The organism is Stenotrophomonas sp. YJH_SMC_4, from assembly GCF_059371575.1.
This window is the reverse complement of sequence record NZ_JCAFUR010000013.1, coordinates 41,900-67,999: the sequence shown is the minus strand read 5'-3', so window position 1 is coordinate 67,999 and position 26,100 is coordinate 41,900. Positions and strand designations below refer to the sequence as shown.

The 26,100-nt window shown below is 66.8% G+C and carries 19 protein-coding genes and 1 tRNA gene; 14 read left to right on the top strand and 6 right to left on the bottom strand.

All coding sequences use genetic code 11. From position 1 onward, the window contains the following. The first annotated feature begins 189 nt into the window (after nucleotides 1-189). The 5 genes from AC5P9F_RS16185 to AC5P9F_RS16165 all read left to right on the top strand — a co-directional run bounded on the left by AC5P9F_RS16185 (nucleotide 190) and on the right by AC5P9F_RS16165 (nucleotide 9,109). Nucleotides 190-3,549: a TIM-barrel domain-containing protein gene (locus AC5P9F_RS16185; protein WP_043034234.1), complete on the top strand. Its 3,360-nt coding sequence runs from the start codon at nucleotides 190-192 to the stop codon at nucleotides 3,547-3,549. Between the two features lie 133 nt (nucleotides 3,550-3,682). Next, nucleotides 3,683-6,658, top strand: coding sequence for a TonB-dependent receptor (locus AC5P9F_RS16180; RefSeq protein WP_138970013.1), 2,976 nt, complete (start codon nucleotides 3,683-3,685; stop codon nucleotides 6,656-6,658). A gap of 65 nt (nucleotides 6,659-6,723) precedes the next feature. Then, nucleotides 6,724-8,079: a Gfo/Idh/MocA family protein gene (locus tag AC5P9F_RS16175; RefSeq protein WP_308679402.1), complete on the top strand. Its 1,356-nt coding sequence runs from the start codon at nucleotides 6,724-6,726 to the stop codon at nucleotides 8,077-8,079. A 152-nt stretch (nucleotides 8,080-8,231) separates the two neighbouring features. After that, entirely contained in the window at nucleotides 8,232-8,651 is a 420-nt protein-coding gene (locus tag AC5P9F_RS16170; protein ID WP_088611287.1) for a hypothetical protein, read from the top strand. Continuing rightward, nucleotides 8,648-9,109 (top strand): adhesin, encoded by a 462-nt coding sequence (locus AC5P9F_RS16165; RefSeq protein WP_495231998.1) that lies wholly within the window; start codon nucleotides 8,648-8,650, stop codon nucleotides 9,107-9,109. The genes AC5P9F_RS16170 and AC5P9F_RS16165 overlap by 4 nt, the downstream gene beginning before the upstream one ends. A 51-nt stretch (nucleotides 9,110-9,160) precedes the next feature. Here the strand turns inward: AC5P9F_RS16165 and AC5P9F_RS16160 are convergent. Further along, nucleotides 9,161-9,237 (bottom strand) — tRNA-Arg (locus AC5P9F_RS16160). Nucleotides 9,238-9,386: 149 nt separating this feature from the next. On the opposite strand from AC5P9F_RS16160, the gene ubiA reads away from it, so the two are divergent. The 3 genes from ubiA to AC5P9F_RS16145 all read left to right on the top strand — a co-directional run bounded on the left by ubiA (nucleotide 9,387) and on the right by AC5P9F_RS16145 (nucleotide 12,414). Next, nucleotides 9,387-10,280, top strand: coding sequence for a 4-hydroxybenzoate octaprenyltransferase (gene ubiA / locus AC5P9F_RS16155; protein WP_005411493.1), 894 nt, complete (start codon nucleotides 9,387-9,389; stop codon nucleotides 10,278-10,280). Between the two features lie 271 nt (nucleotides 10,281-10,551). After that, nucleotides 10,552-11,976 carry a short-chain fatty acid transporter gene (locus AC5P9F_RS16150; protein ID WP_227860232.1) on the top strand — a complete coding sequence of 475 codons (1,425 nt, stop codon included), beginning with the start codon at nucleotides 10,552-10,554 and terminating at the stop codon, nucleotides 11,974-11,976. 273 nt (nucleotides 11,977-12,249) lie between these two features. Continuing rightward, nucleotides 12,250-12,414, top strand: a complete 165-nt coding sequence (locus tag AC5P9F_RS16145) for a hypothetical protein (RefSeq protein WP_005414774.1) — start codon at nucleotides 12,250-12,252, stop codon at nucleotides 12,412-12,414. Between the two features lie 51 nt (nucleotides 12,415-12,465). Here AC5P9F_RS16145 and AC5P9F_RS16140 read toward each other — a convergent pair whose 3' ends face one another. After that, the gene (locus tag AC5P9F_RS16140; RefSeq protein ID WP_043034238.1) at nucleotides 12,466-13,092 is read right to left on the bottom strand and encodes a YiiX/YebB-like N1pC/P60 family cysteine hydrolase; all 627 of its coding nucleotides are present in this window, start codon (nucleotides 13,090-13,092) and stop codon (nucleotides 12,466-12,468) included. Between the two features lie 82 nt (nucleotides 13,093-13,174). On the opposite strand from AC5P9F_RS16140, the gene AC5P9F_RS16135 reads away from it, so the two are divergent. The 3 genes from AC5P9F_RS16135 to AC5P9F_RS16125 all read left to right on the top strand — a co-directional run bounded on the left by AC5P9F_RS16135 (nucleotide 13,175) and on the right by AC5P9F_RS16125 (nucleotide 16,921). Next, nucleotides 13,175-13,687 (top strand): hypothetical protein, encoded by a 513-nt coding sequence (locus AC5P9F_RS16135; RefSeq protein WP_043034239.1) that lies wholly within the window; start codon nucleotides 13,175-13,177, stop codon nucleotides 13,685-13,687. Nucleotides 13,688-13,760: 73 nt separating this feature from the next. Then, nucleotides 13,761-15,599, top strand: coding sequence for a M3 family metallopeptidase (locus tag AC5P9F_RS16130; protein ID WP_043034240.1), 1,839 nt, complete (start codon nucleotides 13,761-13,763; stop codon nucleotides 15,597-15,599). Between the two features lie 2 nt (nucleotides 15,600-15,601). Further along, entirely contained in the window at nucleotides 15,602-16,921 is a 1,320-nt protein-coding gene (locus AC5P9F_RS16125) for a TPM domain-containing protein (protein ID WP_043034241.1), read from the top strand. 1 nt (nucleotide 16,922) lies between these two features. Here AC5P9F_RS16125 and AC5P9F_RS16120 read toward each other — a convergent pair whose 3' ends face one another. From AC5P9F_RS16120 to AC5P9F_RS16110, 3 genes are read right to left on the bottom strand one after another with little or no spacing between them, the layout of a single operon-like run. Further along, nucleotides 16,923-17,594, bottom strand: coding sequence for a VOC family protein (locus AC5P9F_RS16120; RefSeq protein WP_043034242.1), 672 nt, complete (start codon nucleotides 17,592-17,594; stop codon nucleotides 16,923-16,925). A 54-nt stretch (nucleotides 17,595-17,648) separates the two neighbouring features. Further along, a complete protein-coding gene (locus tag AC5P9F_RS16115) occupies nucleotides 17,649-18,728 on the bottom strand; it encodes an alpha/beta hydrolase family protein (protein WP_043034243.1) in 1,080 nt (359 codons plus the stop codon). A 13-nt stretch (nucleotides 18,729-18,741) separates the two neighbouring features. After that, the gene (locus AC5P9F_RS16110; RefSeq protein ID WP_005411484.1) at nucleotides 18,742-19,569 is read right to left on the bottom strand and encodes an AraC family transcriptional regulator; all 828 of its coding nucleotides are present in this window, start codon (nucleotides 19,567-19,569) and stop codon (nucleotides 18,742-18,744) included. Here AC5P9F_RS16110 and AC5P9F_RS16105 point away from each other — a divergent pair. The 3 genes from AC5P9F_RS16105 (at nucleotide 19,538) to AC5P9F_RS16095 (ending at nucleotide 24,079) form a co-directional block, all read left to right on the top strand. Beyond that, nucleotides 19,538-20,158 carry a hypothetical protein gene (locus tag AC5P9F_RS16105; RefSeq protein WP_227860230.1) on the top strand — a complete coding sequence of 207 codons (621 nt, stop codon included), beginning with the start codon at nucleotides 19,538-19,540 and terminating at the stop codon, nucleotides 20,156-20,158. The two genes, AC5P9F_RS16110 and AC5P9F_RS16105, sit on opposite strands and share 32 nt — an antisense overlap. A gap of 217 nt (nucleotides 20,159-20,375) precedes the next feature. Further along, nucleotides 20,376-22,778: a TonB-dependent receptor plug domain-containing protein gene (locus AC5P9F_RS16100; protein ID WP_080334777.1), complete on the top strand. Its 2,403-nt coding sequence runs from the start codon at nucleotides 20,376-20,378 to the stop codon at nucleotides 22,776-22,778. Then, nucleotides 22,778-24,079: an aminotransferase class V-fold PLP-dependent enzyme gene (locus tag AC5P9F_RS16095; protein WP_043034245.1), complete on the top strand. Its 1,302-nt coding sequence runs from the start codon at nucleotides 22,778-22,780 to the stop codon at nucleotides 24,077-24,079. Before AC5P9F_RS16100 ends, AC5P9F_RS16095 begins: the two co-directional genes overlap by 1 nt. Before the next feature lie 499 nt (nucleotides 24,080-24,578). On the opposite strand, the gene AC5P9F_RS16090 is transcribed toward AC5P9F_RS16095, so the two are convergent. Next, a complete protein-coding gene (locus AC5P9F_RS16090; protein WP_043034246.1) occupies nucleotides 24,579-26,093 on the bottom strand; it encodes an aminotransferase-like domain-containing protein in 1,515 nt (504 codons plus the stop codon). Nucleotides 26,094-26,100 lie beyond the last annotated feature (7 nt).

The following is a 26,100-nucleotide window of genomic DNA, read 5'->3' as shown; positions in this document are numbered from 1 at the left end:
GGATGCCGTATCGCACAATGCTTAACAGGCGTGTGCAAGCGATTACACAAAGTGTTGCGGCGCAACAACTTTCGTTTAAATGGAATATATCTTCCTTTTTCCTTTCAATTTGTTGACATCTTTCGAATCGCTGCCCTAGAGTCGGCCCAATCGCTTTCGAAACGCCCGGTGAACGGGTTGGGAGTCCGCGTGGAAAACTGCGTTCGTCGCTCGCCGCTGATGCTGGCCCTGTTGCCGGCATTGATGCTGGCGTCCATGCCGGCCCAGGCCGAGCCGGTCGGCAACCTGCGTTCGGTTGCCGCCAGCGCCAGCGGCGACGGCGTGCAGGGCTGGGACCTGCAGACCGACAAGGGCGCGCGCATCCGCATCGAACTGCCGGCCACCGACATCATCCGCGTGCAGGCCGGCCGCAACGGCACGCTGACCGGTGCCGGCGACAAGGCCGCACCGATCGTGCTGCCGCAGCCCAAGGCGAACGTGAAGGCGCAGCTGGAAGAAGACGCACAGGAAATCCGCGTGCGCACCGATGCACTGATCCTGCATGTACAGCGGCAGCCGCTGCGCATGCGCCTGGAACGCCTGGACAACGGCCAGCCCACCGCGCTGTGGCAGGAACTGCAGCCGCTGGACCTGGATGCCACGCAGAGTGTGCAGGTGCTGTCCTCGCAGGCTGATGAAGGCTATTTCGGTGGCGGCCAGCAGAACGGCCGTTACCAGTTCAAGGGCCGCGAGCTGGACGTGTCCTACTCCGGCGGCTGGGAAGAGGGCGACCGCCCCAGCCCTGCACCGATGCTGCTGAGCAGCCGTGGCTGGGGCATGCTGCGCAACACCTGGAGCGATGGCAGCTACGATCTGCGCGAGGCCGACCAGGCCACGCTGCTGCACCGCGAAGACCGCTTCGATGCCTATTACTTCGTCGGCGCCGACCTGCCGAAACTGATCGAGCGCTACACCCAGCTGACCGGCCGCCCGAACATGGTCGCGCGCTGGGCGCTGTCCTACGGCGATGCCGATTGCTACAACGACGGTGACAATGCCAAGAAGCCCGGCACCGTGCCCGAAGGCTGGAGTGACGGCCCGACCGGCACCACGCCGGATGTGATCGACTCGGTGGCCAAGCAGTACCGCGCCCACGACATGCCCGGTGGCTGGATCCTGCCCAACGATGGCTACGGCTGCGGGTACAAGAAGCTGCCGGAAACCGTGCAGGGCTTGGCCAAGTACGGCTTCCGCACCGGCCTGTGGACCGAGAACGGCGTCGACAAGATCGCCTGGGAAGTGGGCAAGGCCGGCAGCCGCGTGCAGAAGCTGGACGTGGCCTGGACCGGCAAGGGCTACCAGTTCGCGATGGACGCCAACCGTCAGGCGTTCAACGGCATCCTCGACAATTCCGATTCGCGCCCGTTCCTGTGGACGGTGATGGGCTGGGCCGGCATCCAGCGCTACGCCGTAGCGTGGACCGGCGACCAGAGCAGCAGCTGGGATTACATCCGCTGGCACGTGCCAACCCTGGTCGGTTCGGGCCTGTCCGGCATGGCCTACGCCAGTGGCGATGTGGATGCGATCTTCGGCGGCAGCGCCGAAACCTTCACCCGCGACCTGCAGTGGAAAGCCTTCACCCCGGTGCTGATGGGCATGAGCGGCTGGTCGTCGAACGCACGCAAGCACCCGTGGTGGTACGACGAGCCCTATCGCAGCATCAACCGCGATTACCTGAAGTTGAAGATGCGCCTGACCCCGTACATGTACGGGCTGGTGCACGAGGCTGCGCAGACCGGTGCACCGCCGGTGCGCGGCCTGATGTGGGACAACCCGCGCGATCCGCATGCGCAGGATGAAACCTACAAGTACCAGTTCCTGCTCGGCCGCGACCTGCTGGTGGCGCCGGTGTACCGCAGCCAGGCCGCCAGCCGTGGCTGGCGCCGCGACATCCACCTGCCGGCCGGCGGCTGGATCGACTACTGGGATGGCCGCCGCGTGCAGGCCGGCGCCGACGGCCGCCAGCTCGACCGCCAGGTGGACCTGGCCACGTTGCCGGTGTTCGTGCGTGCCGGTGCGATCCTGCCGATGTACCCGTCGATGCTGTTCGACGGCGAGAAGCCGCTGGATGAAGTGACGTTCGACCTGTACCCGCAGGGCGAGTCGCAGTACACGCTGTACGAAGACGATGGCAACACGCGCCGCTACCAGCAGGGTGAGTCGAGCACGCAGGTAATCCGCGTGCAGGCGCCGGCGCAGGGCAGTGGCCCGGTGCAGGTGCAGATCGATCCGGTGCAGGGCCAGTACAACGGCCAGCTGGCGCAGCGCCGTTATGGCCTGCGCGTGCTCAGCCGCCAGGCACCGCGTGCGGTGCAGGCCGGTGGCCGCGCGTTGCCGGTGTTGGCCGATGCGGCGGCGTTCAACGGTGCGGCTGAAGGCTGGTACTTCGATGCCAAGGAGCGCCGTGGCACGCTGCACGTGCGTACCGCTACCCGGGACATCCGCCAGCCGCTGCAGCTGCAGCTGGACTTCGCGGTGGCCGCTGCGGCCGCCGACGATGCCTATCCGGCTGCGCCGGTGCTGGGCCGCGAACTGCCGGCCGACAGCCTGCTGGTGGTCAACCGCCCGGCCGAAGAGCCTGGCCATGCGCTGGAAAATGCCTTCGACGACGATCCGGCCACCTGGTTCCGCAGTGTGCGCAACCAGGCCGTGCGCACCGGTGCGCATGAGTGGGTGATCGGCTTCGGCGAGCGCAGGATGATCGACGGCATCGACATCGCGCCGCGCAACGACAAGAACTGGAAGCACGGCCAGGTGCGCGACTACGAGGTGTACCTGGGCGACAGCAATGGCGAGTGGGGCGAGCCGATCGCACGTGGCCGCCTGCAGTTGAAGGAGGGCGTGCAGCGCATCGCGTTCCCGGCCCATGCCGGGCGCCTGCTGCGCTTCCGCGTGCTGAGCGTGCAGAACCCCGAAGGCGACGGCGCCAGCAGCACCGACCCGATGGTCACCGCCGCACAGGGCAGCGCCCGCGCATTCGATGCACTGCAGCCACGCGACGTCGGCCCGATCGCCTTGTCCACCTTCCACATCCTCGAACACCAGGAACCGGAGCGACCGGCCCGGCAGCGCTATCTCTCCGAGCTGCCGGTGCCGGCCGCGCTGGCCAGCCAGGTGCGCACCGACCAGTCCTTCCGTGGCGACGCCGGCATGCGCATGAACGGCCTGCAGTTCCGCCGTGGCCTGGGCGTCGGCGCCAACAGCCGCATCGACCTGCGCCTGCAGGGCGGCTGGCACCTGCTGCGTGCCGACCTCGGCATCGACGACGCCTGCCGCACCGCCGGTGGCCTGCAGTTCCAGGTCTGGGGTGACGACCACCTGTTGTATGACAGCGGCCTGGTGAAGGCACCCGGCGTGGTCAAGCCGGAGCTGGACATCCGAGGCCTTTCCACCCTGAGCCTGCGCACGCTGGGTGCGCAGGGCAGTCAACCCGCCCAGGTCTGCGCCAACTGGGCCAATGCCGTACTGATCGGCCAGGAGGGCGACTCCGCCAGCATCGTCGCCCCATGACCCCCTCGTAACACCGCTCCTCCCCCCGCCCATTCCGACTACGGCCCTCGTGGCCGTGGCCCGGGAGCGTTTTGCCCGCCGAACGCCCACGCGCTCACTTATTGCGCTGCACCCCTGCCAGGAGAGAACCCCGATGTTGCCCGCCCGCCACCACCGCCCCCCCTGTCGTTCGATCGCTCCGCTGTCGCTGGCCATCGCCGGCGTGCTGCTGTCGGTCGCCGTTCCTGCCTTCGCCCAGGAGAGCAAGGACAAGGCCACCGACCTCGCCCGCATCGAGGTCACCGGTTCCAACATCCGCCGCACCGACGTGGAAACCGCCTCGCCGGTGCAGGTGATCAGCAAGCAGGACATCCAGAACATGGGTGCGCGCACGCTGCTGCAGGTGCTCGACAATCTGCCGGCCGCCCGCCCGGCGCAGCAGGACGCGCGTTCGCTGTTCACCGGTTCCGATGGTGCCTCGCAGGCCAATCTGCGTGGCCTCGGTGCCCAGGGCACGCTGGTGCTGCTGAACGGTCGCCGCCTGTCGTACTACGGTGCACCGGCCGGCTTCCAGACCCAGTTCGTCAACATCGACGCGATCCCGGCCGCGGCCATCGAGCGCATGGAAGTGCTGACCGACGGCGCCTCGGCGGTGTACGGCACCGACGCGGTGGCCGGCGTGATCAACGTGATCACCAAGCGCAACTTCCAGGGGGCCGAGGTCAGCTTCACCAACGACACCTCTTCGCGCATCGACTCCTACGGCGAACGCCAGGCCAGCATCACCGCCGGCTTCGGTGACCTGGCCGAGAACCGCTTCAACATCTACGGCGCGGTGAACATGTACCGCCGCGACGCGATCCCGCTGAGCGATTTCTACGACAAGCGGCCCGACCAGTACTACGTCAACAATCCGAACTACCTCAACAACCTGCGCCTGGGCGTGGGCAGCAAGCCGGGTGAATTCAATCCGGGCACTTATTTCGCCTTCGATCCAGTCACCGGCCGCCGTGTGCAGGAAGCTGCGCCGGGTTGCAGGAACGTGCTGACCAGTGAAGCGGCCGGTCCGCGTTGCGTCTGGGAAACCTGGATGAACAACGAGATCGACGCCGGTGCCAAGTCCGAGCGCAACACCGCCTACCTCAACGGCACCTTCCTGGTCGGTGACAGCACCGAGATCTTCGCCGAGGCGACCTACACCGACATCGACCTGCGCGCCAACGGCGGCACGCCGCGCACCTACGGCACCACCACCGGCAACCCGACCAGCTGGTTCTCGCGCAATACCGGCAACACCGTCAACCAGTTCCTGTACCCGTTCCTGGGCCCGAACAACGAGTACAACCACGCCAGCCCGCAGATGAAGGCGATGATGGGCGGTGTGGTCGGCCTGAATTACCTGCTGCAGGATGCCGGCCCGAACTATTTCGGCCAGCGCAATACCGACAAGAGCTACCGCGTGCTGGCCGGTGCGCGTGGCAACCGGGGCGACTGGAACTGGGAAACCGCGTTCGCCAGCGCCGGCACCCACTCCACCACCTACCAGACGATCAACGTCAACACCAAGGGCTTCGAGAAGGCCTTCGGCCCGTACACGATCGATCCGGGCACCGGCCGCGTGATCATCTCCGACCATCCGGCGTACAAGTTCGGCGAGATCAGCGAAGCCAACGCCGCGCTGATCCGTGAAGCGTTCCCGACCTTCGACATCCAGTCGTGGACCCGCCTGCACACCCTCGACGGCAAGATCGAAGGCCCGCTGTTCCAGCTGCCGGCCGGTGAGATGCGTGCGGCATTCGGCTTCAACGCCAGCCGCGAAACCTTCTACACTCCGGGCAACGCCGACGCCGCCAACGGTCTGATCACCCAGCAGGGCGGTTCCTGGTTCGACGGCAAGCGCAACACCTACGCGCTGTTCGCCGAAACCGTGGCGCCGATCACCGACAAGCTGGAACTGGATGCGGCGGTGCGCGTGGACAAGTACCCGAACTTCAGTGCCAACGTGGCACCGAAGATCGGCTTCAAGTACCAGGCGTTCGACCAGCTGATGCTGCGCGGTACCTACTCCACCGGCTTCCGTGCACCGAGCCTGGCCGAGTCCGGCAATGGCGGCGTGTTCGCCCAGCTGGGCGGCTTCCGCGACGAGCTGCGCTGCAACGAGACCAACGCCATCGCCAACCTGTTGCTGAAGTCGCAGCGGCCGGGTGATGTCGACCTGGGCAAGAACATGCTGAACGTCGACTGCAGCCGCACCGTTGCGCGCATGACCCAGCCGAACAAGGACCTGAAGCCGGAGAAGGCGAAGATCGCCACCCTCGGCTTCGTCTACGAGCCGGCGAGCTGGCTGTCGGTGTCGGCCGACTACTGGTTCATCTACCGCAACAACGAAATCGTCGCGCCGGACTATCGCCGCATGGAAGACATCATCTCGATGTCGCGCTCGCCGATCACCGACAGCGACCGCGCCAACCTGGCGCAGCTGGCGGCCATGTGTGCCGACCCGGCCAGTGGCGTGAGCTGCCCGTCGGTGCTGCCGGGCTATTCGGCCGGCAACGTGGCCAGCGTGGTGGGCCAGTACAAGAACCGTGGCAAGACCCTGATCGACGGCTTCGACATCGATGCGCGCAGCCGCTTCTCGCTGGGCGACTGGGGCAACCTGAACATCGGCCTGGCCGCCACCATCGCCAACCGCAACCGCTTCTACATGGACGCGGAGAACGGCTGGTACTACGGCGACGTGGTCGGCTACTACAACAACCCGCGCCTGCGTGCCACGCTCAATGCCGACTGGACCTACAAGCAGGTCACCACCAGCATGTTCGTCAACTACGTGGGCGGCACCAAGTGGGCCACCGACCAGGTTGATGAGGTGAGCAACAACAAGGAAACCTGCACCGGCGGCTACCTGGCCCTGCAGAAGAGCAAGTGCGATGGTGCGCCGTCGTGGTGGACTGCCAACATGAGCGTCACCTGGCGCCCGGATGACGCGTGGAACCTGAGCATCACCGTCAAGAACCTGTTCAACCGCCTGCCGTTCTACGATCCGAACAGCTTCCTGGGTGACTCCAGTGACTACGCCACCATCTTCGGTCGTGGTTACAGTGTGACCATCGGCTACCGTTTCAAGTAATTCCGTTTGCGTGACCCGGCGGGCCGGCTACGGCCGGCTCGCTGCCAAGAGGAGAGATGTTTGCCATGAAGCGTAGGGAATTCATCGCGGCCAGTGCCGCTGTCGCCGCCAGCAGCCTGCTGCCGCAGACCCCGGCGTGGGCACGCGGGCGCAAGGTGCGCCTGGCCATGATCGGTACCGGCATGCGTGGCCTTGTGCTGCTGAAGGAGCTGGTGCGCCGCGACGATGTCGAGGTGGTCGCGCTGTGCGACATCGAACCGATCATGCTCGGTCGCGCCATGGACATGGTGGCCAAGGCCGGCAAGCCGGCACCGAAGACCTACGGACAGGATCGCGACACCAATGCCTGGAAGCGCCTGCTGGAGCAGAAGGGCATCGATGGCGTGATCATCGCCACGCCGTGGGAGTACCACGCACCGATGGCGATCGCCGCCATGCAGGCCGGCGTGGCCGTGGGCTGCGAAGTGGTGGCCGGCATCACCCTGCAGGACCACTGGGACGTGCTGAAGACCCAGCTGAGCACCGGTACCCCTTACATGCTGCTGGAGAACGTCTGCTACCGCCGCGACGTGATGGCCGCGCTGCAGATGGTGCGCCAGGGCCTGTTCGGCGAGCTGGTGCATCTGCAGGCCGGCTACCAGCATGACCTGCGCGGGGTGAAGTTCAATTCCGGCGACCCGAACCAGCCCTACGACAGCGGCGTGGAATTCGGCCCCAAGGGCTGGAGCGAAGCACGCTGGCGCACCGAGCATTCGGTGGAACGCAACGGCGAGCTGTACCCCAGCCACGGCATCGGCCCGTGCGCGATGTACACCGGCATCAACCGTGGCAACCGCTTCACCCACATCAACGCCTTCGCGACCAAGGCGCGTGGCCTGCACGAGTACACCGTTGCCAAGAGTGGTGGCACCACCCACCCCAGCACCAAGGTGAAGTTCAAGCTGGGCGACATCGTCACCACCACGCTGGCCTGCGAGAACGGTGAGACCATCCTGCTGCAGCACGACACTTCGCTGCCGCGCCCGTACTCGATGGGCTTCCGCGTGCAGGGCACCAATGGCCTGTGGATGGACGTGAACCATTCGATCCACATCGAAGGCCGCAGCCCGCCGCACCAGTGGGAAGAGTTCAAGAAGTACCAGGACGAGTACGAGCACCCGCTGTGGAAGCAGAACGCCGACACCGCCGCCAGCGCCGGCCACGGTGGCATGGACTGGTTCGTCATCCATGCCTTTGTTGAAGCGCTGAAGGCCAAGGCGCCGATGCCGATCGACATCTACGACGCGGTGACCTGGAGTGCCATTACACCGTTGAGCGAGCAGTCGATCGCCAACAGCTTCCAGACCCTGGAGTTCCCGGACTTTACTGCCGGCGCGTGGAAGCAGCGCAAGCCGATCTTTGCGTTTGATGGGAAGTACTGATCTGCTCTGTGTAGAGTCGAGCCATGCTTGATTGCTTCGAACACAACGCCGGGCATAGCCCGGCGTTGTTGTTTGGCGTCCCCAACCAAGCCCATGCTAGGCTCGGCTTCGTGCCGGACAGTCGATGTCAATCGACAGAGAGGAGCTGCCTGATGCGCCTGCTGACCTTCACCTGTCCACTTTGCGGCGCCGCGGGGCAGCGGTTTCCACTGCTTTCCGCATCGAGACGGCAGGCGAAGACGGCATGCAGGGGATGTGGCGTGGTGCTGTGCTCGGATCCCCGCTTGGGCTTGTATACGCTCTACCTGTTGTATACGCAGATCATCGTAATGCTGGCTGCATTACCCATGATCTCGGCCTATGCCTCGGGCCGATGGTTCTGGCTGGCTGCGATCTGGGCCGTGGTGTTGATCTTGTCCTGGGTCCCCGGCGCGATCAGGCACGCACGAAGTCCGATCGTGCGCGCCTGGCGCGATCCCGATTACAGCTATGCGCGCAGGCCGGGCGCTACCACTACACGCGCCGCTGCAAACCCCGGGCAGGGTAGAGATGTGCCAGGTGCCAGCCAATGATCCGGCCGATCATTCTGCTCCTGACCGCAAGCATGGCCGCGTGTGCATCGCACCCGGCCGATGCCGTGCAGTGTTCCGAGGCCACGATCACCTACATCGGCAGTGAAACTGTGGATACCGTGGTCCTTGGCAGGTTCCAGATCGCTACGGAGGGATCGCAGGCACTACGGCTGCCACTGGCCAGCGTGGATCGACAGGCGCATGCACACGCGGTATCGACCGATATCCGCGACGAACACGGTCTGGCCTGGCGTCCCTTCAGTGTTGTTCTGGAAGAGCCCAAGCCGCCGGCTGCGGACCTGGTGGTTGCACGTGGTCAGATTGAAACCTTCCTGTACGACGGCAAGGGCGCCTTCCTGCCCGGTGCCGTGCAGAAAGGGCAGGCGCTTTCCATCGTCGTGCGCGATCTACAAGGTTGCACACATCGCTCGATGCCGTTCGCTCCTGAGCCACGTTGACGTGGAAGCGCAAGCAAGAGGCCCGGGGTGACGGGGACGAGCAGGGGAAGATGGCGCGCCCGGAGGGATTCGAACCCCCGACCAATGGCTTCGGAAGCCACTACTCTATCCGGCTGAGCTACGGGCGCGTTGTAGAACCGCCGCGCCGTCGGCCAGTGCCGGGGCGGGCGTCGCAGCGCCATGAGGCGGTGCGGGACCGGCATTCTATCCAGTTTCGTCGAACAAATCTCCCCCCACCGGCAAAGCCCTGCCGGAGGGGCAGGAGTATCCTATCGCCATGGCTGATACCCCCCTCACTTCGCCGCAGTCGCCGGCGACGCCGCGTTGGCGGCATTACTGGAGTCTGATGCGTGCTGATCGCCCGATCGGCACGTTGCTGCTGCTGTGGCCCACCTGGTGGGCGTTGTGGCTGGCTGCCGGCGGCCTGCCGCCGCTGTGGACGCTGTTCGTGTTCACCGCCGGCGTGTGGCTGACCCGCTCGGCCGGTTGCGTCATCAACGACTACGCCGACCGCTGGCTCGACCCGCACGTGGAGCGGACCAAGGCGCGTCCGCTGGCCACCGGCGCGATCAGCGGCCGCGCCGCGCTGGCGTTGTTCGCCGTGCTGATGCTGGTGGCCTTCGGCCTGGTGCTGACCCTGAACGGCCTGACCATCGGCTTGAGCTTCATCGGCGTGTTCCTGGCCGCCAGCTATCCGTACCTGAAGCGCTACACCCACCTGCCGCAGGTCTACTTGGGCATGTCGTTCGGCTGGGGCATCCCGATGGCCTTCGCCGCCGTGCAGGGCGAGGTGCCGATGCTGGGTTGGCTGCTGTACGCCGGCAACATCCTGTGGTCCACCGCCTACGACACCTGGTACGCCATGGTCGACCGCGAGGACGACCTGAAGATGGGCTCGCACTCCACCGCGATCCTGTTCGGCGACCTCGACCTGGTCATCCAGGGCGTGCTGTACGCGCTGTTCCTGGCCACCATGGCGCTGGTCGGCGTGCGTGGAGGGTTGGGTGGGTACTACCTGGCCGGCGTGGCCGTGGCCACCGCGCTGGTGGTGTACGAGTTCTGGATCTGCCGCAACCGCGAGCGCGGCCCCTGCTTCAAGGCGTTCCTGCACAACAACTGGGTGGGTGCCGCGCTGTTTGCCGGCATCGCCGTGGATCTGGCACTGCGTTGAGCCCAAGGTGAGGTAGTGCCGGCCGCTGGCCGGCTGCACCCGTGCGCGATCCTGCGGTTGCCGGCCAGCGGCCGGCACTACCGCCACCCACTACCTGCGACCGTCCCCAGATCTGGTAGAGCCGGCCGCTGGCCGGCTGCACCCGTGCGCGATCCCGAGGTTGCCGGCCAGCGGCCGGCACTACCCTCCTCGGCGACCTACGACCAATAGGTGGCTGACAGGCCGCACCCCACCGCCCAGAATCGATCCATCGAACCTGGGAGGGTAGGCGATGGCCTCGACGGCAGCAGTACAGGACGGCTGGATGGCGCGCGCAGCGCTGCGCTCGGCCGCCTGGGCGGAAAAGTGGTTCCCCGATGCGTACGTGTTCGCGGTGCTGGGCGTGGTCATCGTCGCGCTGGCCGCGATGGGCTTCGGCTCGACCCCGCAGGCCACCGCCAGCGCCTTCGGTGACGGTTTCTGGAGCCTGATCCCCTTCACCATGCAGATGGCCTTCGTGGTCATCGGTGGCTACGCCGTGGCCACCGCGCCGGTGGTCGCACGCTTCATCGATTTCCTCGCCCGGGTGCCGCGTACCGGCCGCGGCGCGGTGGTGTACGTGGGCCTGGTCAGCATGCTCGCTTCGCTGCTCAGCTGGGGCTTCTCGCTGGTGTTCGGTGGCCTGCTGGTGCGTGCGCTGGCCCGTCGTACCGAACTGCGCATGGACTACCGCGCCGCGGGTGCTTCGGCGTACCTCGGCCTGGGTGCGGTGTGGGCCATGGGATTGAGCTCGTCGGCCGCACAGCTGCAGGCCAACCCGGCCAGCATGCCGCCGGGCCTGGTCGAGATCACCGGCGTCCTGCCGTTCACCGAAACCATCTTCCTGTGGCAGTCGATCGCACTGACCGCGGTGCTGATCCTGGTCTCGCTGCTGATCGCCTGGTTGACCGCACCGGCCGCCGGCAGTGCCCGCACCGCTGAAGACTTCCCCGGCGCCGCGCAGGCCGAGCCGGAGCCGTTGCAGCGTCGCACGCGCCCGGGCGAATGGCTGGAGTACAGCCCGCTGCTGACCGTGCTGCTCTCGCTGCTGGCGTTCGGCTCGCTGTTCAACGAGTTCGCCAACAAGCCGGTGGTCACCGCCATCGCCAACCTCAACACCTACAACTTCCTGTTCATTTCGCTGGGCCTGCTGCTGCACTGGCGGCCGCGCAGCTTCCTCAACGCGGTGGCCAAGGCGGTGCCCAGCACCACCGGCGTGCTGATCCAGTTCCCGCTGTACGGTGGCATCGCGATGATCCTCACCCACGCTGCCGGTGGCGACGGGCAGACACTGGCGCACCGGCTGTCGAGCCTGTTCGTGCACGTGGCCAGCACCGATACCTTCGCGCTGGTGATGGGCGTTTATTCGGCGGTGCTCGGCTTCTTCGTGCCCTCCGGTGGTGGCAAGTGGATCATCGAGGCGCCGTACGTGATGCAGGCCGCCAACGAACTGAAGGCACACCTGGGCTGGGCGGTGCAGGTCTACAACGCGGCCGAAGCGCTGCCGAACCTGATCAACCCGTTCTGGATGCTGCCGCTGCTGGGCGTACTGGGCCTGAAGGCACGCGACATCGTGGGCTTCACCTTCATCCAGCTGCTGGTGCACATCCCGCTGGTGCTGGGCCTGCTGTGGCTGCTGGGCATGACCCTGGCCTATGTGCCGCCGGTGATGCCCTGAATGCTGGGCTGGCTTGCCTGCGTGAGTTGGGAAGCCAGCCTCCTTCCGCGCGTGTTTCCGGCTGAGAACGCCATGAATGCGCGCCATGCTGACCACTGCATGAGCACATGCCGAACCCGCATGAATTCTTCAGCCGCTTGTGCCACAAGGGCTTCTGCGCGTTCATTCACAGGCGTACACGCAGATGTAGCCGCGCACCCACGCGTGATTAACCATTCGCTGCAGACGATGGCCACGTCCACCGCATTCCGCGAGTGGCTTTGGAGATCGGACATGGCACAGCAGAACCAGAACCCGAACCAGAAGCAGCAGGGCCAGCAGAACCAGCAGGATCAGCAGCAGGGTCGTGGCCGCGACCAGCAGCAGCAACAGCAGCAGGAACAGCAGCAGCGCAACCAGCGCAACCAGCAGCAGGGTGGGCAGGACGAGGAAGAGTGACCTCGCTACCAGCTCCGGTGATGCAAAGCCCCGCCCCGTGCGGGGCTTTGCTTATTCCAGCACGCCGACACGCTGCAGCACCGGCGCTGCCGACATGTCGTTCGGATTGGTGCCGGGCTGATCCTGCGGTACGTCCATGCCCATGCCGCGGTACAGATCCACCCAGTGCTGGGCGATCTCCCCGGTCTGCGGGTTGCGGAAGTTCATCGGCTGCAATGCGAACACGTGGTGCGCACGGAAGGCGCGTTCGATGAAGTCCGAGCAGTAGTAGCTGTCCTCGCTCAACACATACGACGTGTTGTACGGCTTGCCCAGCATCGTGCGCGCGGTGGCGACCGCATCCTTGATGGCCGCCTGCTGCGGCGCGTGCAGGCGATAGACCACGATCTGCCGCTGCTTGGCGCGCGCCTCCTGGCGGAACTCGACCAGCGATTGCCGGCGCGATCCTTTCTCGTCCGCATGCAATACCTCCCAGCCCTTCGGCGTGGAAGCGACCAGGGCGACGTGATCGAAGCTGGGCGCGCCCTGCTTGCCGGTGGCATCGTCGATGGCCGCACTGAGGCCGCTGTGGCCGGCGGTGACAAACAGCAGATCGCCTTCGTGGACATCGACGGCCATCGCCACCGCTGGCCACAGGGCGGGCAGCAGCAGGCCGATCAGGAGCAGGAGGCGATGCATGAGGACTCTCGGACAGGCGGAATGCCGGAATTGTAGGGCGCGCGGTAGCATGGAGCGACCGGACCGGATTCAGGATGAGCCCATGTGTCGATACCGTTCTGCCGCACTGCTGATGCTCGCCTGTGGCGTGGTGCTGGTTGCCTGCACGCCAGCGCCGCAGCCGCCGCAGACAGCGGGCGAAGCCGGGCCTGCCGCAGCGGCGCCGGCGATCACTGCCGCCGAGCCCACACCTGTGGCTGCACACAGTGAATGCCCCCACCCGGAATTCGATACATTCCTGAAGCATTTCGGCAATGAGATCGCGCTGCAGGAAAAGGCTACTGCCGATCCGCTGCTGGACAGTTACATCGATGCAGAGGCCGAGCCGGAACCGCGCAAGGTGGAAAGCCGGTTGGCGCTGGCCGATGTGGAGTGGCCGGTGATGCCCGATCCTGCCGCGTTGGCCGGGCAGGGCCGCGAAATGCAGGTCAGCCTCCTGGCCGACGGGCAGCGGCAGGTGCAGATCCGTATGCCGGACAGCAGCGACCAGCAGACCTACACCTTTGCGCAGACGCCGTGTTGGACACTGGTCAAGCGTGAGGACGAGTCGATCTGAAACCTGATCCGGCACAGGCGCGGCGGGCCAGTGACTGCTAGGCTCGATCCCTGGTCCAGGCAGGGAGACGCCGATGCAGGCTTTCAGGAAGCACGCCACCACCACCGCCATCGCAGCTGTGCTGGCGATAGCCTCCCTCAGCGGCGCTCAGGCACAGTCGGTGCATGCCGATGACCGCGCCTACTTCGCCAATGCCACCGCCGAACAGGCCGCGCGTGACGCACTGGGCAAGCGCGTCGAGGCTCTGCAGCAGGCGTCCACCGTTGCACCCGCGGAACGCTTCCGGCAGGCCGAGGTACTGGAGGCGCAGTGCCTGCGCCATCACAGCTACCTGCACCTGCAGGCCGCCCGCAATGCGCGTGATCAGCGTCCGGCCCAGGCGCTGGACCAGGTGATGGGGCTGTGCAGCCGCATTGCCCGCAGCGGCCGCGCCGCTCTGCGCGAGGCGTCCGCGGATGCACCATGGGCAGCACCCTATGGCTTCCTGCGCGCACGCGCGTTGAAGGAGGCCGCCGCCCCGGCCAACGCCGCGCTGGATGAGGCCGTGGAGGCACTGGCCGATCCGGCGCTGGACAGCTTCGCGCGCCTGCGTGGGCAGATCCTGCGCAGCGCCGAGTACCCGCAGATCGAGCACGGCGGCCGGCACTGGGACACGGGGCGCGACAGGCAGGCACTGGCCCGGCAGCCCGACCGCGCCCTGCGCGAGGCGGGCTGGAAGGGCTACTGGCAAGGCCTGCAATCGCGCCGTGAGCCGATGGCGTCGGTGCTGCTGGGGCTGGTGCAGGTGAATGACGCCGCGGCACGCCTGCAGGGTGACGGCTCGGCGCCGGCACATGGCTATCAGCGCATGGGCCTGGATACTGCCGCAGTGGATGCAACGCTGGTGGCGATCGAACAGCATGCGGGAGACCGCCGCGCCTATCAGGAGATGCTGCTGCACCACGCTGCGCGATCGGGCATCGACGCGCCGCAGATCTGGGATACCACGGTGCCCGATGCTGGCTACACGCCACCGGTGCTGACGCTGGCGCAGCTGCGCGACAACGCCGCCGATGCCATGAAGCACCTGGGCCCGGCGTACGTCGCTGAACTGCGCGCGCTGCTCGATCCGGCCAGCCACCGCATGGATCTGGCCACCGAACGCGGTGACCGCAGCCAGGACGCGTTCTCCGTGAGCGCTCCCGGTGTGCCGGCAATGCTGTTCGTTGGTGTCCGCAGCGGGGACCTGGAAAGCGATGTCGAGATCGCTCATGAAGCTGGCCATGCCGTGCATGGCGAGTGGATGCAGCGGGGTCATGCGTCGCCGCTGCAGCGCAATGGCAGCCAGTGGCTGACCGAGGCGTTCGCGATCTACAACGAGCTGCGCTTCCGCGACCAGCTGTACCAGCAGGCACAGGACCCGCGTGCCAAAGCCTATTACCTGAAGTCGCTGCTGGACGACATGGTGCTGCAGCTGTTCACCTCTTCAGAGGAAGCGCAGCTGGAGCAGTCGATCTACCAGGGTGTTGCCGCCGGCACGCTGGGCACCGCCGATGACCTGGACGCGCTGACCGGGCGGGTGCTCGCACGCTTCGGCCAGCAACCGGAGCGCTACCCGCAGCTGCGCAACACCTGGATCGGCAAGCGCCTGATGTATGAAGACCCGAACTATCTGGTGAACTACCTGTACGCGGGTCTGCTGGCCGTGCAGTTGTATGTGCAGGACCAGCGCGATCCCGAGGGGTTCCGTGCGCGCTATCTTGCCGTGCTTGGCGAGGGCTTCGATCGCGCGCCGAACGAGCAGGTGGCGCAACTGCTGGGGCACGCGCCTGACTGGGCGGCCCTGGTGGACGCCGATCTGCAGGTGTTCAACCAGACGGCGGCACAGCTGCAGGCGCTGCATGCGCGGATCGAGGCAGGGCAGGGAACGTGAAGATGCTGCGCAGGATGACGTGCACCTGGGCCACGGTATGGCTGTTGATGCTGTTGTGCCTGTTGCCGAGGGTGGTGATGGCCGGTGCTGCAGTCCCTGCGCTGGATGATCCGGTGGTGGACGCCGCCAACGCACTTTCGGCGGATACCCGCGACAAACTGCGCACGCAGGCATTCCAGTTGCAGGCGCGCACAGGCGCGCAGCTGCAGGTGATGGTAGTCAACCATGTTGGCGACGAAGGCATCGAAGCTTACGCACAGCGGGTGTTCGACCAGTGGCAGCTGGGCCGCGAAGGCGTTGACGATGGCGTGCTGCTGCTTGTGGCCGTGCAGGACCGCCGTGTACGCATCCAGACCGGCTACGGCGTGGAGGGCGCGATACCCGATGCCTATGCCGCCCGCATCATCGACAAGGCGATCGTGCCGCGCTTCCGCGATGGCGACCTTGACCAGGGCGTGCTGGACGGAACGAAGATCATAGTGGCGCTGATCGATGGCGAGGACCTACCGGCATGGGAAGAACCATCGATGCGCAACGTGCTGCCGGCCGATTGGCGCAGCGCAGACTCGGTGGTTGCACTGACGCTGCTGGCCGGCTTCCTTGCGGGTCTGTGGCGCTCGCCGCCCTCGGCGCAGGCGCACCCGGAGCGATTGCCGGCCTGGGCCCGCCCGCTGCTGGTGACGGCCGTGGTGGCCGCGGGCCTGCTGGCGGCGGCCATGTGGGCGCCACGCCAGGCACTGGCAGCGCTCTGCATCGTGTTGGCGTTGTGCGTACCGGTGGCGAGCCTGCTTGGCTGGTGCTGGCGCCCTAGCCGCGGTGTGCGCGTGGTGCTGCTCGGCATGCTCGGGGTCAGTTCGGGGTTCTTCGTGGTGATGGTGGTGCGTGGCCAGTTGCCACCCAGTCTGGCCCTGCACACGTCGCTGGACCTGGCGGTAGGCATCATGGCCATGCTGGTGTTTTTCCTCGTACAGGCGTGCCGCGCGCGCTGGCACAAGGACCGCAGCAGCTTCGGGGTGAGGTGCGCAGTGCTGTTGCTGCTGACCGCTGGCTACGTGCTCTTCGCACTGCTGGCCATCGATCGCGCCGGCCCGGTTGCTCGCCTCGCCACGACGATCGGGTGGAGTGCCGGCACGCTCGTGCTGTACTTCACCTGGATCTTCACCATGCTGCCAGGTGAGAAGGCACGCGGCAGCCGCAGAGCATCCGGCGGCCACCGCAGCGCGTCCAGTTCGTCATCCAGCAGTTCGTCGTCGAGCAGCTCCAGCAGCTGGTCCGGAGGCGGCGGCCGCAGCGGCGGAGGCGGCGCATCGGGCAGCTGGTAGATCAGGTCGCCTGCACACGCCAGCCGAGTGCAGCGTCCTCCACAACGCCCGGGCCAGCCACGTCGCCGACCTGCAGCAACAGCCCCTGCGCATTGGGCAGGTCCTTCTGCTCGGGGAACCAGCGCCGGTCCGCAGCAACCACGATCAGCAGGCCTTCGTCGTCGCCCATCGGCGCGAACTGCGCCGAAGGCGGGCTGATCGGTTGCAGGCCGAATCGCATACTGGACTGTTCGCGCACGGCATCGACATCGTGGCTGGGCAGGCCGACCTCGCTCAGGCAGGTCAGTTCGCTGCCGTGGAAGGCGCCCTGATGCGTACTGTCGGGCAAGCGGCGGCGGCCGATCAGTTCCAGGATCAAGCCATCGGGGCCAGTGAAGTACACCGACTGCGATTGCCAGCTGCTTTCCAGCGCGAAGTAATCCAGCCCTGCTGGATTGCGCTGCAGTGGCGTGCGTTCGCGCAGCCAGGTCATTGCCTCGCCGAAGCGGTTGTCCGGTACGTTGAAGGCCAGGTGCACGCCTCCGACCGGACGTCCTTCAGCGGGCTGCAGTTCGATCGTGCTCCAGCCGATGTGCACATGGGGGCCGACCACGCGCTGCTGCAGCACATCGTGGAAGTAGCTGGCCACGGCACCGACATCGGAGACCGGCAGGGTGAGGTGCAGCAGACGCATGATCGTTCCTCCGTGGACGCGACCACTGTAGCGCCGGGCCGCACCCGGCGGCCACTAGCGCAGTGCGTCGGCGAAGAATCGCGTGGCTGCATCCACCGCCTGCCGGTGGGTTTTCGCCCTGGGAACCGACGTGTTGCACAGTCCGGGCAGCCTCTGCCCGCCGACAGCGGTACAGGCCGCCAGGAAGTCGTAGTGACCCACGTCCGGCAGGCGTTGCAGCGTTGCGCGCGGAATCTGCGCCTGTGCGGCCTCACCATTGGTCTCCGGTGGCGCGACGGTGTCTGCGGCCCCCAACATGATCGATACCGGCTGCCGCAACGCGGACAGCTGCGCGGGCGCGAACGCCTGCACGATGGCGGGTGCCAGCAGGAACACGGCACGCACGCCGGGAATCGCGCGCTGTGCGTCAGCCTCGGCGATCCAGGGGGCAAGCGCGGGCGAAGCCGCAGCGGCCCGGCGCGCCTGCATCGTGTGCGTGGCCGCCTCCTGTTGCGGTTGGCAGACGCCGTCATCCGGGTGCGCGGTGCAGAAGGCCAGCAGTCGCTGCAGGCTGGGCCGTGCACCGGCTGCCAGCAGCGCGGTGTAGCCACCGGCCGAGAAGCCGACCACGCCCAGCCGCTCTGGATCGACATGCGGGCCCAGGATCGGATCGGCCTGCACGGCGGCCAACGCAGCGCGCAGATCATCCGCGCGCAGCCAGCTCAGCATGCTGCCGGCCAGCGTCATCTCGTCGGCACCGTTGTTGCCGGGATGATCGACCGCGATCACCAGATAACCGTCCCGCGCCAGCGCCGTGCCCAACCAGCCCATCATGCGTGCGCTGCCGCCGTTACCGTGCGACAGCAGCAGCGTCGGCAGGCGAGCCCCCGCGACGGGAGCATCCACCGCTGCGCGTCCAACCTCGAACAGCGGTGCGTCGGGCGGGCCGATGGTCAGGGCGGTTTCCCGGCTGCCGGCCAGCGCTGGGTACCAGACCGTGTAGCGCAGCGCGTCGTGGTGCTGCGCATCGCGTACAGCCGCGCTGGCCACCATGGTGGCGCCGTGGCGCTCGCCGGCCGCCTGCGTCTCGCTGCCCTCGGCAATGGCAGCGGAGACCATGAGGATCATTCCCAGCACAGCGGCCATCATGCGCATCTTCAGTTCCTTGTCAGTTGGGACGTTCGTCGACTGGCAGCCAGATCTCCACGCCGCCGTTGCCAGTGTGCTCATCAAAGCGGGTGTCGTAGCGTTCCAGGTCCGGCGCATCGGCAAGGCTCAGGTTGGACGCAGGGAGATAATGATCCAGCAACCAGAACCAGGTCGAGCGGATGGCCGAGATGTGTCCGCCGTGCCAAGCCACCAGGTAGCGGCGCGCCGGGATGTCCACGCGTCGCCAGTGCGCAGGCACGCTCGGCACCGTGCTTGCCGGTAGTGCCGCAATGTAGTCGAAGCCACCATCGTCATCACTGTTGCAGCACACGCCGAAGCTGACCGGTGCCGGCGTCGGCCACTCGCGGTTGAGCTGGGCCCATTGGCCCGGAATCGCGCCGCTGCTGTCGCGGGTATGCCGCATGCCGATACCCGCCAGCTGGAAGGCGGGCGTGTCGAGCAGGCGCGGTGCCTCATCGCAGGGTACAGGCGCCTCGTCCACGCGGATCGCCTGCACCAGTGCCAGTCCGTCGGTGCCCTGTTCGCGTACCCGCTCTGGTGTCTGTCCGAACTGTTCGCTGAAGGCACGGGTGAACGCTGCATGGGTGGTGTAGCCCGCACCCAGTGCCACCTGCAGGATGTCGCCTGCGCCGGCGGCCAACCGCTGCGCCGCAGCGGTCAGGCGCCGTCCCCGCAGGTAGCGCACCACCGAGGTGCCAGTGCGGGCCTGGAACAGGCGTGACAGATGGAACGGCGACAGCCCCGCCGCAGCGGCGACGTCGGCCAGTGCCAGCGGTCGATCCGCATGGGTTTCGATGTACCACAACGCCTTGCCTGCCGCGCTCATCCTGCCGTTCCTTGAATCCGATGCCGGGCACAGTAGCGGATCGGCAGGCGCGGCGTTTAGCAGTTCTTGCGCTGCCGGGGCTTTGCGTCTGCCCGCGTACCGGCAACAATGCGTGCTTCATGGACGTGATGAGGGGCAGGGAGATGCGATCGACGACGTGGGATGCCAGGCCAGCGGAGCCCGGCCGATGATCGAGATGATCGAAATGCTGCTTGCCCTCTGGGTACTTCCCAGTCTGTTGACCCTGGCGCTGATGCTGCTGATGTTGTTCGGCGCGCCACGGTGGCGCGGCAATCCCTGGGTGTACCGTGTCGGCTTCGCGTTGCTGGGCGGGTTTCTGACACCGACGTTGTTGGGGGCCGGTCACGGTGGGTTGCCGTGCGCGACTATCGGCGGGCTGGTGATGATACTGACGCAGCTGCAGTGGATCGGCGATCTGCAGGTCGACTTCATGGGGATCGGGATTCGCAACAGGGGCATCTGGATCATGTCCACCCCCGCCTTGGTGGTGTTCGCCGCCATGATGTTCGTTCCGCTGCGAACGGCACGGCCGGCCCGTTTTGGCTTTGGCGACGACGCCAACGGCTAGCCGCTGTGTGCGGGGATGGGGCGTGGGTCTGCATTGCCACCCATGCATGGCGTGGATCTACGGATGAGCCCTGGCAGGGGCCTACCTTGGTTGGCGCATCAAGCTGTCGTACTGACGTCATGCCTCCTTCACACATCGCGCCGAGACTGCGCGCCTTGTCCAGGCCTGTTGTGTGCGCACAGGTGCTGGCCCTGTCGCGTCCTCCCGGAGCCCTGCCGTGCATCGTTCGAAGCTTTCGCGTTCCATCCTCCTTGCCCTTTCCATGGCCAGCGCAGGAGGCGCGATCGCAGCGCAGGCCGATGCGGTCGATGCCGCCGGCGGCAGCCGCGCCGCGCCCACCCAGCTCGACGCGATGCTGGTCACCGGTACCCGCGCGTCCAACCGCACCCAGTTCGAAACACTGGCGCCGGTGGACGTGTTCACCAAGGAAGACATCACGTCCGTCGAATCCACCGACCTGAAGGACGTGCTGGCCCAGCTGGTGCCCTCGTTCGTGGCGCAGCGCCTGCCGATGGCAGATGGCCAGGTGTTCGTGCGTCCGGCGACGCTGCGTGGCCTGTCGCCGGACCAGACCCTGGTGCTGGTCAACGGCCGCCGCTTCCACCGCAGCGCGCTGCTCGGCAACCGTGGTGCACAGGCGGCCGACCTTGCACAGATTCCGACCAGCGCGATCAAGCGCATCGAAGTGCTGCGCGACGGCGCATCGGCGCAGTACGGCTCGGACGCCATCGCCGGTGTCATCAACATCATCCTCGAGGATGGTCCGGGCACCGAGATCACCGCCGGCTATTCACAGTACGCGCAGGGCGACGGTGCCTCCCGCGATTTCAGTGCGCGCACCGGCTGGTCGCTGGGCGACTATGGCAGCCTGGTGCTGTTCGCTGAATCCTCCAATTCCGATGCCACCTCGCGCACCCGCCAGCGCCCCGATGCCATCGCCTTCCAGGCCGCGCATCCCGCGCTGGACGTGCCCAACCCGGTGCAGCGCTGGGGCCAGCCGGAGCTGGAAAGCCGCCGCGTCGGCTTCAACGTGAAGGCCAATGCCAGCGAGACGCTGGAGCTCTATGCCTTCGGCCTGTACAGCCACAGCGATGGCGTCAGTGATTTCAACTGGCGCAACCCGGACACCACCACCGGCGCGTACCGCACCACCTCCATCTTCCCCGGCTGGAACCTGCGCTTGCTGTATCCGGTCGGCTTCAGCCCGCAGTACGGCAACGTCCAGAACGACCTGCAGCTGGTCGGTGGCCTGCGCGGCGAGATCACGCCGAAGCTGCGCTGGGATGTAAGCGCCTCGTATGGCCGCAATGCCATCGACTACAGCCTGAAGAATTCGATCAACGCCTCGCTGGGTCCCGCCAGCCCGACCGCGTTCGATCTCGGCCGCCTGACCCAGACCGAGAAGAATGCCAACGCCGACTTCAACTACGAATGGGACGTGGCCGCGCTGTCCAAGCCGATCAACGTTGCCTTTGGTGGCGAGTTCCGCCAGGAGACCTACCAGGTGCGTGCCGGTGATCCGGCTTCATACGCCGTGGGCCCGGGCGCTGCCGCTGGGCTGGAAGCCAACTCCAACGGTGCACCGGGCTTCTCGGCCAGCCAGGCCGGGCAGTGGAGCCAGCGCAGCAAGGCCGCCTACGTGGACATGGAGATGCCGCTGGGTGAGCGCTGGAGCATCGGTGCGGCCAGCCGTTACGAGGACTTCTCCAGCTTTGGCAGCACACTGGATGGCAAGCTGTCGGCGCGTTTTGCGATCACCCCGGACGTGGCCCTGCGCGGCACCGTGTCCAGCGGCTTCCGCGCACCGACGCCGGCACAGCTCAATACCACCAGCACCACCCAGGGCCTGGACACGCGCACGCTGCAGATCTTCACCAGTGGCCGCCTGTCGCCGAACGATCCGCTGGCGCAGCTGCTTGGAGCCAAGCCGTTGAAGCCGGAGGAATCGCGCACCGCCTCGCTGGGCCTGACCTGGCGCACGGACCTGGGTCTGTCCGGCTCGGTGGACGTCTACCAGATCAAGCTCACCGACCGCTTCAGCCAGTCGGCCAGCTTCGCCATTCCGGCCGGTACGCCCAATCCACTGGGCTACACCTCGGTGAACTACTTCACCAACGACTTCGATACCACCACCACCGGCGTCGACGTGGTCGGCAACTACCTGCGTGATCTCGGCGCCGGCCGCATGACGTTGATCCTGGCCTACAACTACAACCGCACCCGCGTGGACAACGGCAGCACCTCGGTGGCCACCAACGAAACCCAGCGCGTGCTGTTCGAAGACCGGCTGCCCGAGCACAAGGGCAGTCTGACCGGCAGCTGGGACATCGGTGCCTGGTCGCTGATGGCGCGCATGCGCTACTACGGCGCCTGGACCGATTCCAGCGGCAACGCGGTGGGCGACATCTACCAGCGCTTCGGTGCGATGAGCTTCCTCGACCTGGCCGTGGGCTATCGCATCAACGAGCACCACAGCCTGCGCGTGGGCGCCGACAATGTGTTCGATCGCTACCCGGATGAGGCCACGTTCCAGGCCAGCCGTGGCCTGGTCTACTCGCGCAACGCGCCGTACGACACCGACGGTGCCAACCTGTACGCGCAGTACCGGCTGACCTTCTGATGGACGCTCGTCGTCGTTCCCTGCTGCGCGCCGGCACACTGCTGCCGGCCGCAGCTGCACTGTCTTCACTGCCTGCCAGCGCCGCTGCGCGTTACGCTTCGCCGATGGAGATTCCCTCGACGACCGTGGCGCCGGACGTGCTGGCCCTCGATGAAGGCTACTGGGCCGCCGTGGCCAGCCACTTCGACATCACCGATGAAGTGAACCACCTGGAGAACGGCTACTGGGGCGCGATGGGTCGCGAGACGCTGGCCAGCTACCAGCGCCACACCACTGAAGTGAACCGTGGCAACGCCTGGTATGGGCGCCGCGCGTTTCCGGCGCAATACATGGCGGTGCAGCGAGAGGTAGCCGAACTGCTGGGTGTGGGTGCTGATGAGATCGCACTGACGCGGGGGGCCACCGAGGCGATGCTGGCGCTGATCGGTGGCTACAACCGCCTGCAGCCCGGCGACCAGGTGTTGTATGCCGACATCGACTACGACAGCATGATCGGCGCGATGCGCTGGCTGCAGCAGCGTCGCGGCGTGCAGGTCGAGCGTATCGCGCTACCGGCCGTGCCCGACCACGCGCAGATCCTGCAGGCCTACGAGGCCGCGTTCGCGCGGTTGCCGCGCCTGAAACTGGTGCTGCTGACCCAGGTCAGCCATCGCCATGGGCTGGTGCTGCCGGTGGCCGAGATCGCCGAGCGTGCGCGGGCACGCGGTATCGATGTGATCGTTGATGCTGCCCATGGTTTCGGTCAGATCGACTACGCCGTGCCGGATCTGAAGGCTGACTTCGTGGGCATCAATCTGCACAAATGGATCGGCGCGCCGGTCGGCGTCGGCGCGATGTACGTGCGCAAGGGGCGCGTGGCGGACCTGGACCCGTACATGGGCGAGACCGATGATGGTCGCGTGGGCAGCCGCGTGCACACCGGTACGGTCAACTTCGCCGCCTACCTGGCACTGCCGGAGGCGATTGCCCTGCATCAGCGCGTCGGCGTGGCCAACAAGCAGGCGCGGCTGCGCTACCTGCGCGAGCGCTGGACGCTGCCAGCGCGGCAGATGGCGCACATCGAGGTGCTGTCCTCGCCGAACCCGGGGCTGGCCAGTGCGCTGGCCAGCTTCCGCCTGCGCGGGCGCACCGGCGTGGCTGACAACATGGCTCTGCAGAAGCGACTGCTGGATGAGCATCGCGTGTTCACCACCCATCGCGACGGTTTGGATTCCGGCGCCTGCGTGCGGGTGACGCCGTCGGTGTTCACCCGGCCGGAGCAGATGGATGCGCTGGTGAAGGCCCTCTCCGCCTTGGCCTGACCCTGCTTTGGTGGGTGCCAACCTTGGTTGGCACATTCCAACCGTGCCGGGGAATCTTCCGCCGGCCAGCGGCCGGCGCTACCGGTCGGGTGGGTGCCGACTGTTGGTCGGCACATCCCATTCCACGATCTACCTCCGATCTGGTGGGTGCCAACCTTGGTTGGCACATTCCAACCGTGCCGGGGAATCTTCTGCTGGCCAGCGGCCGGCACTACCGGTCGGGTGGGTGCCAACCTTGGTTGGCACATTCCAACCGTGCCGGGGAATCTTCTGCCGGCCAGCGGCCGGCACTACCGGTCGGGTGGGTGCCAACCTTGGTTGGCACATTCCAACCGTGCCGGGGAATCTTCCGCCGGCCAGCGGCCGGCGCTACCGGTCGGGTGGGTGCCAACTGTTGGTTGGCACATTCCAACCATGCTGAGGAGTCTTCCGCCGGCCAGCGGCCGGCACTACCGGTCGGGTGGGTGCCGACCGTTGGTCGGCACATCCCATTCCAGGGCTACCGCTCGATCGTCGGCAACGCATCGGACAACAACAACCGGTCAATCCGTCGCAGCGCACTCTCCAGCTGTCGGCGGTCCGTCGCCAGCCCCAGCGACAAACGCACGCCGCTCTGGTGCGAAACCCCTGGCGGACAGAACGCCGAAGATGGCGCAATCGCCAGCCCCTGCAGCTGTGCGGTACGCACCAGTGTGGCGTCGGTCCACGGCGCTGGTACCCGGCACCAGGCATGCAGCCCTTCCGCGCGCTGCAGCAGCGATGGCGCCAGCAGGTAGCGCGCCATGCGCATGCGCTCGCGTGCCTCGGTGCGCACCAGGGCCAGCAGCGACTGCGCCGAACCATCCAGCAGCAGCTGGCTGGCCAACGCCGAGACCAGCGGATGACCCATCAGCCGCGTCGCCCGCAATGCAGCCGTCATCGCCTCCGCGTGCGCAGCGCTTGGGCACTGCACGAACGCAGTGCGCAGGCCGGGGCTGATCACCTTCGACAGCGTCGCCACGTAGAACACATGACGCGGTGCAAGTGCCGCCAGCGGTGTAGGTGCATCCTCGGCGAGGTGCCAGTAAGGATCGTCTTCGATCGCCAGCAGGCCTTCGCCTTCCAGTACACGTGCCAGCGCCTCGCGCCGCTGCAGCGGCAGGGTCAGCGCGGTCGGGTTCTGGCAGGTGGGGTTGAGATAGACCAACCGCGCGCCGCTTTCGCGTGCCAGCCGGGCCAGCGCATCGGGGCACATGCCGTGTTCGTCGCTGTCCACCGGCACCAGCCGCCGGCCCAGTGCGGCGGCGGCCTGCAGCAGGCCCGGATAGACCAGCGCATCGCAGAGGATCGCATCATTGTCGCGGCCCTGGCTGACCAGGATCGCGGCCAGTGCCACCTGGGCACCTTCTGTCAGCAACAGGCAGGCGTCGTCCACCTTTCCCAGCATCGGTTGCAGCCAGCGCGCCGCTGCATGTCGGTCGGTCGGGTTGCCACCGCCCAGGTGGTAGGTCATCAGGTTCGGTGCATTGCTGCGCGCAAGCACGGCGGCCGCACCGCGGCGCAGCGTCTCGGCCAGCGCATCGGCATCGGGCACCGGCGGCACGTTCATGCTCAGGTCCACCGCCTGGTCGAAGCCAGCCTTGGGCGGTGCGATGAAACTGCCTTGTGGTCCGCGTGCTTCGATCAGGCCGCGCTTGCGTGCTTCATCGAAGGCGCGGGTGACCGTGGTCAGGTCGATGCCGAGCTGCTGCGCCAACGCACGCTGCGAGGGCAGGCGCTGTCCGGGTGCGAGGCCGCCACGGCGCACCGTGCGTTCCAGCGAATTGACGATGCGCAGGTAGATCGGCCCGTTGTGCGCGAGCACGTCCTGCACCCATTCGCGTGCTGCGACATCCGGTCGCGGCATGTACGGAGCATGTCGGGGCGTATCGTTGCTTCCAACGGCGGGAGCCTGTCCATAACCATCGGTCGGTTCGGACAGGTGACCGCCGTTGTTGTTTGCGGCGGCCACACCGGCCAGCGTCAGTGATGTCATCGCACGT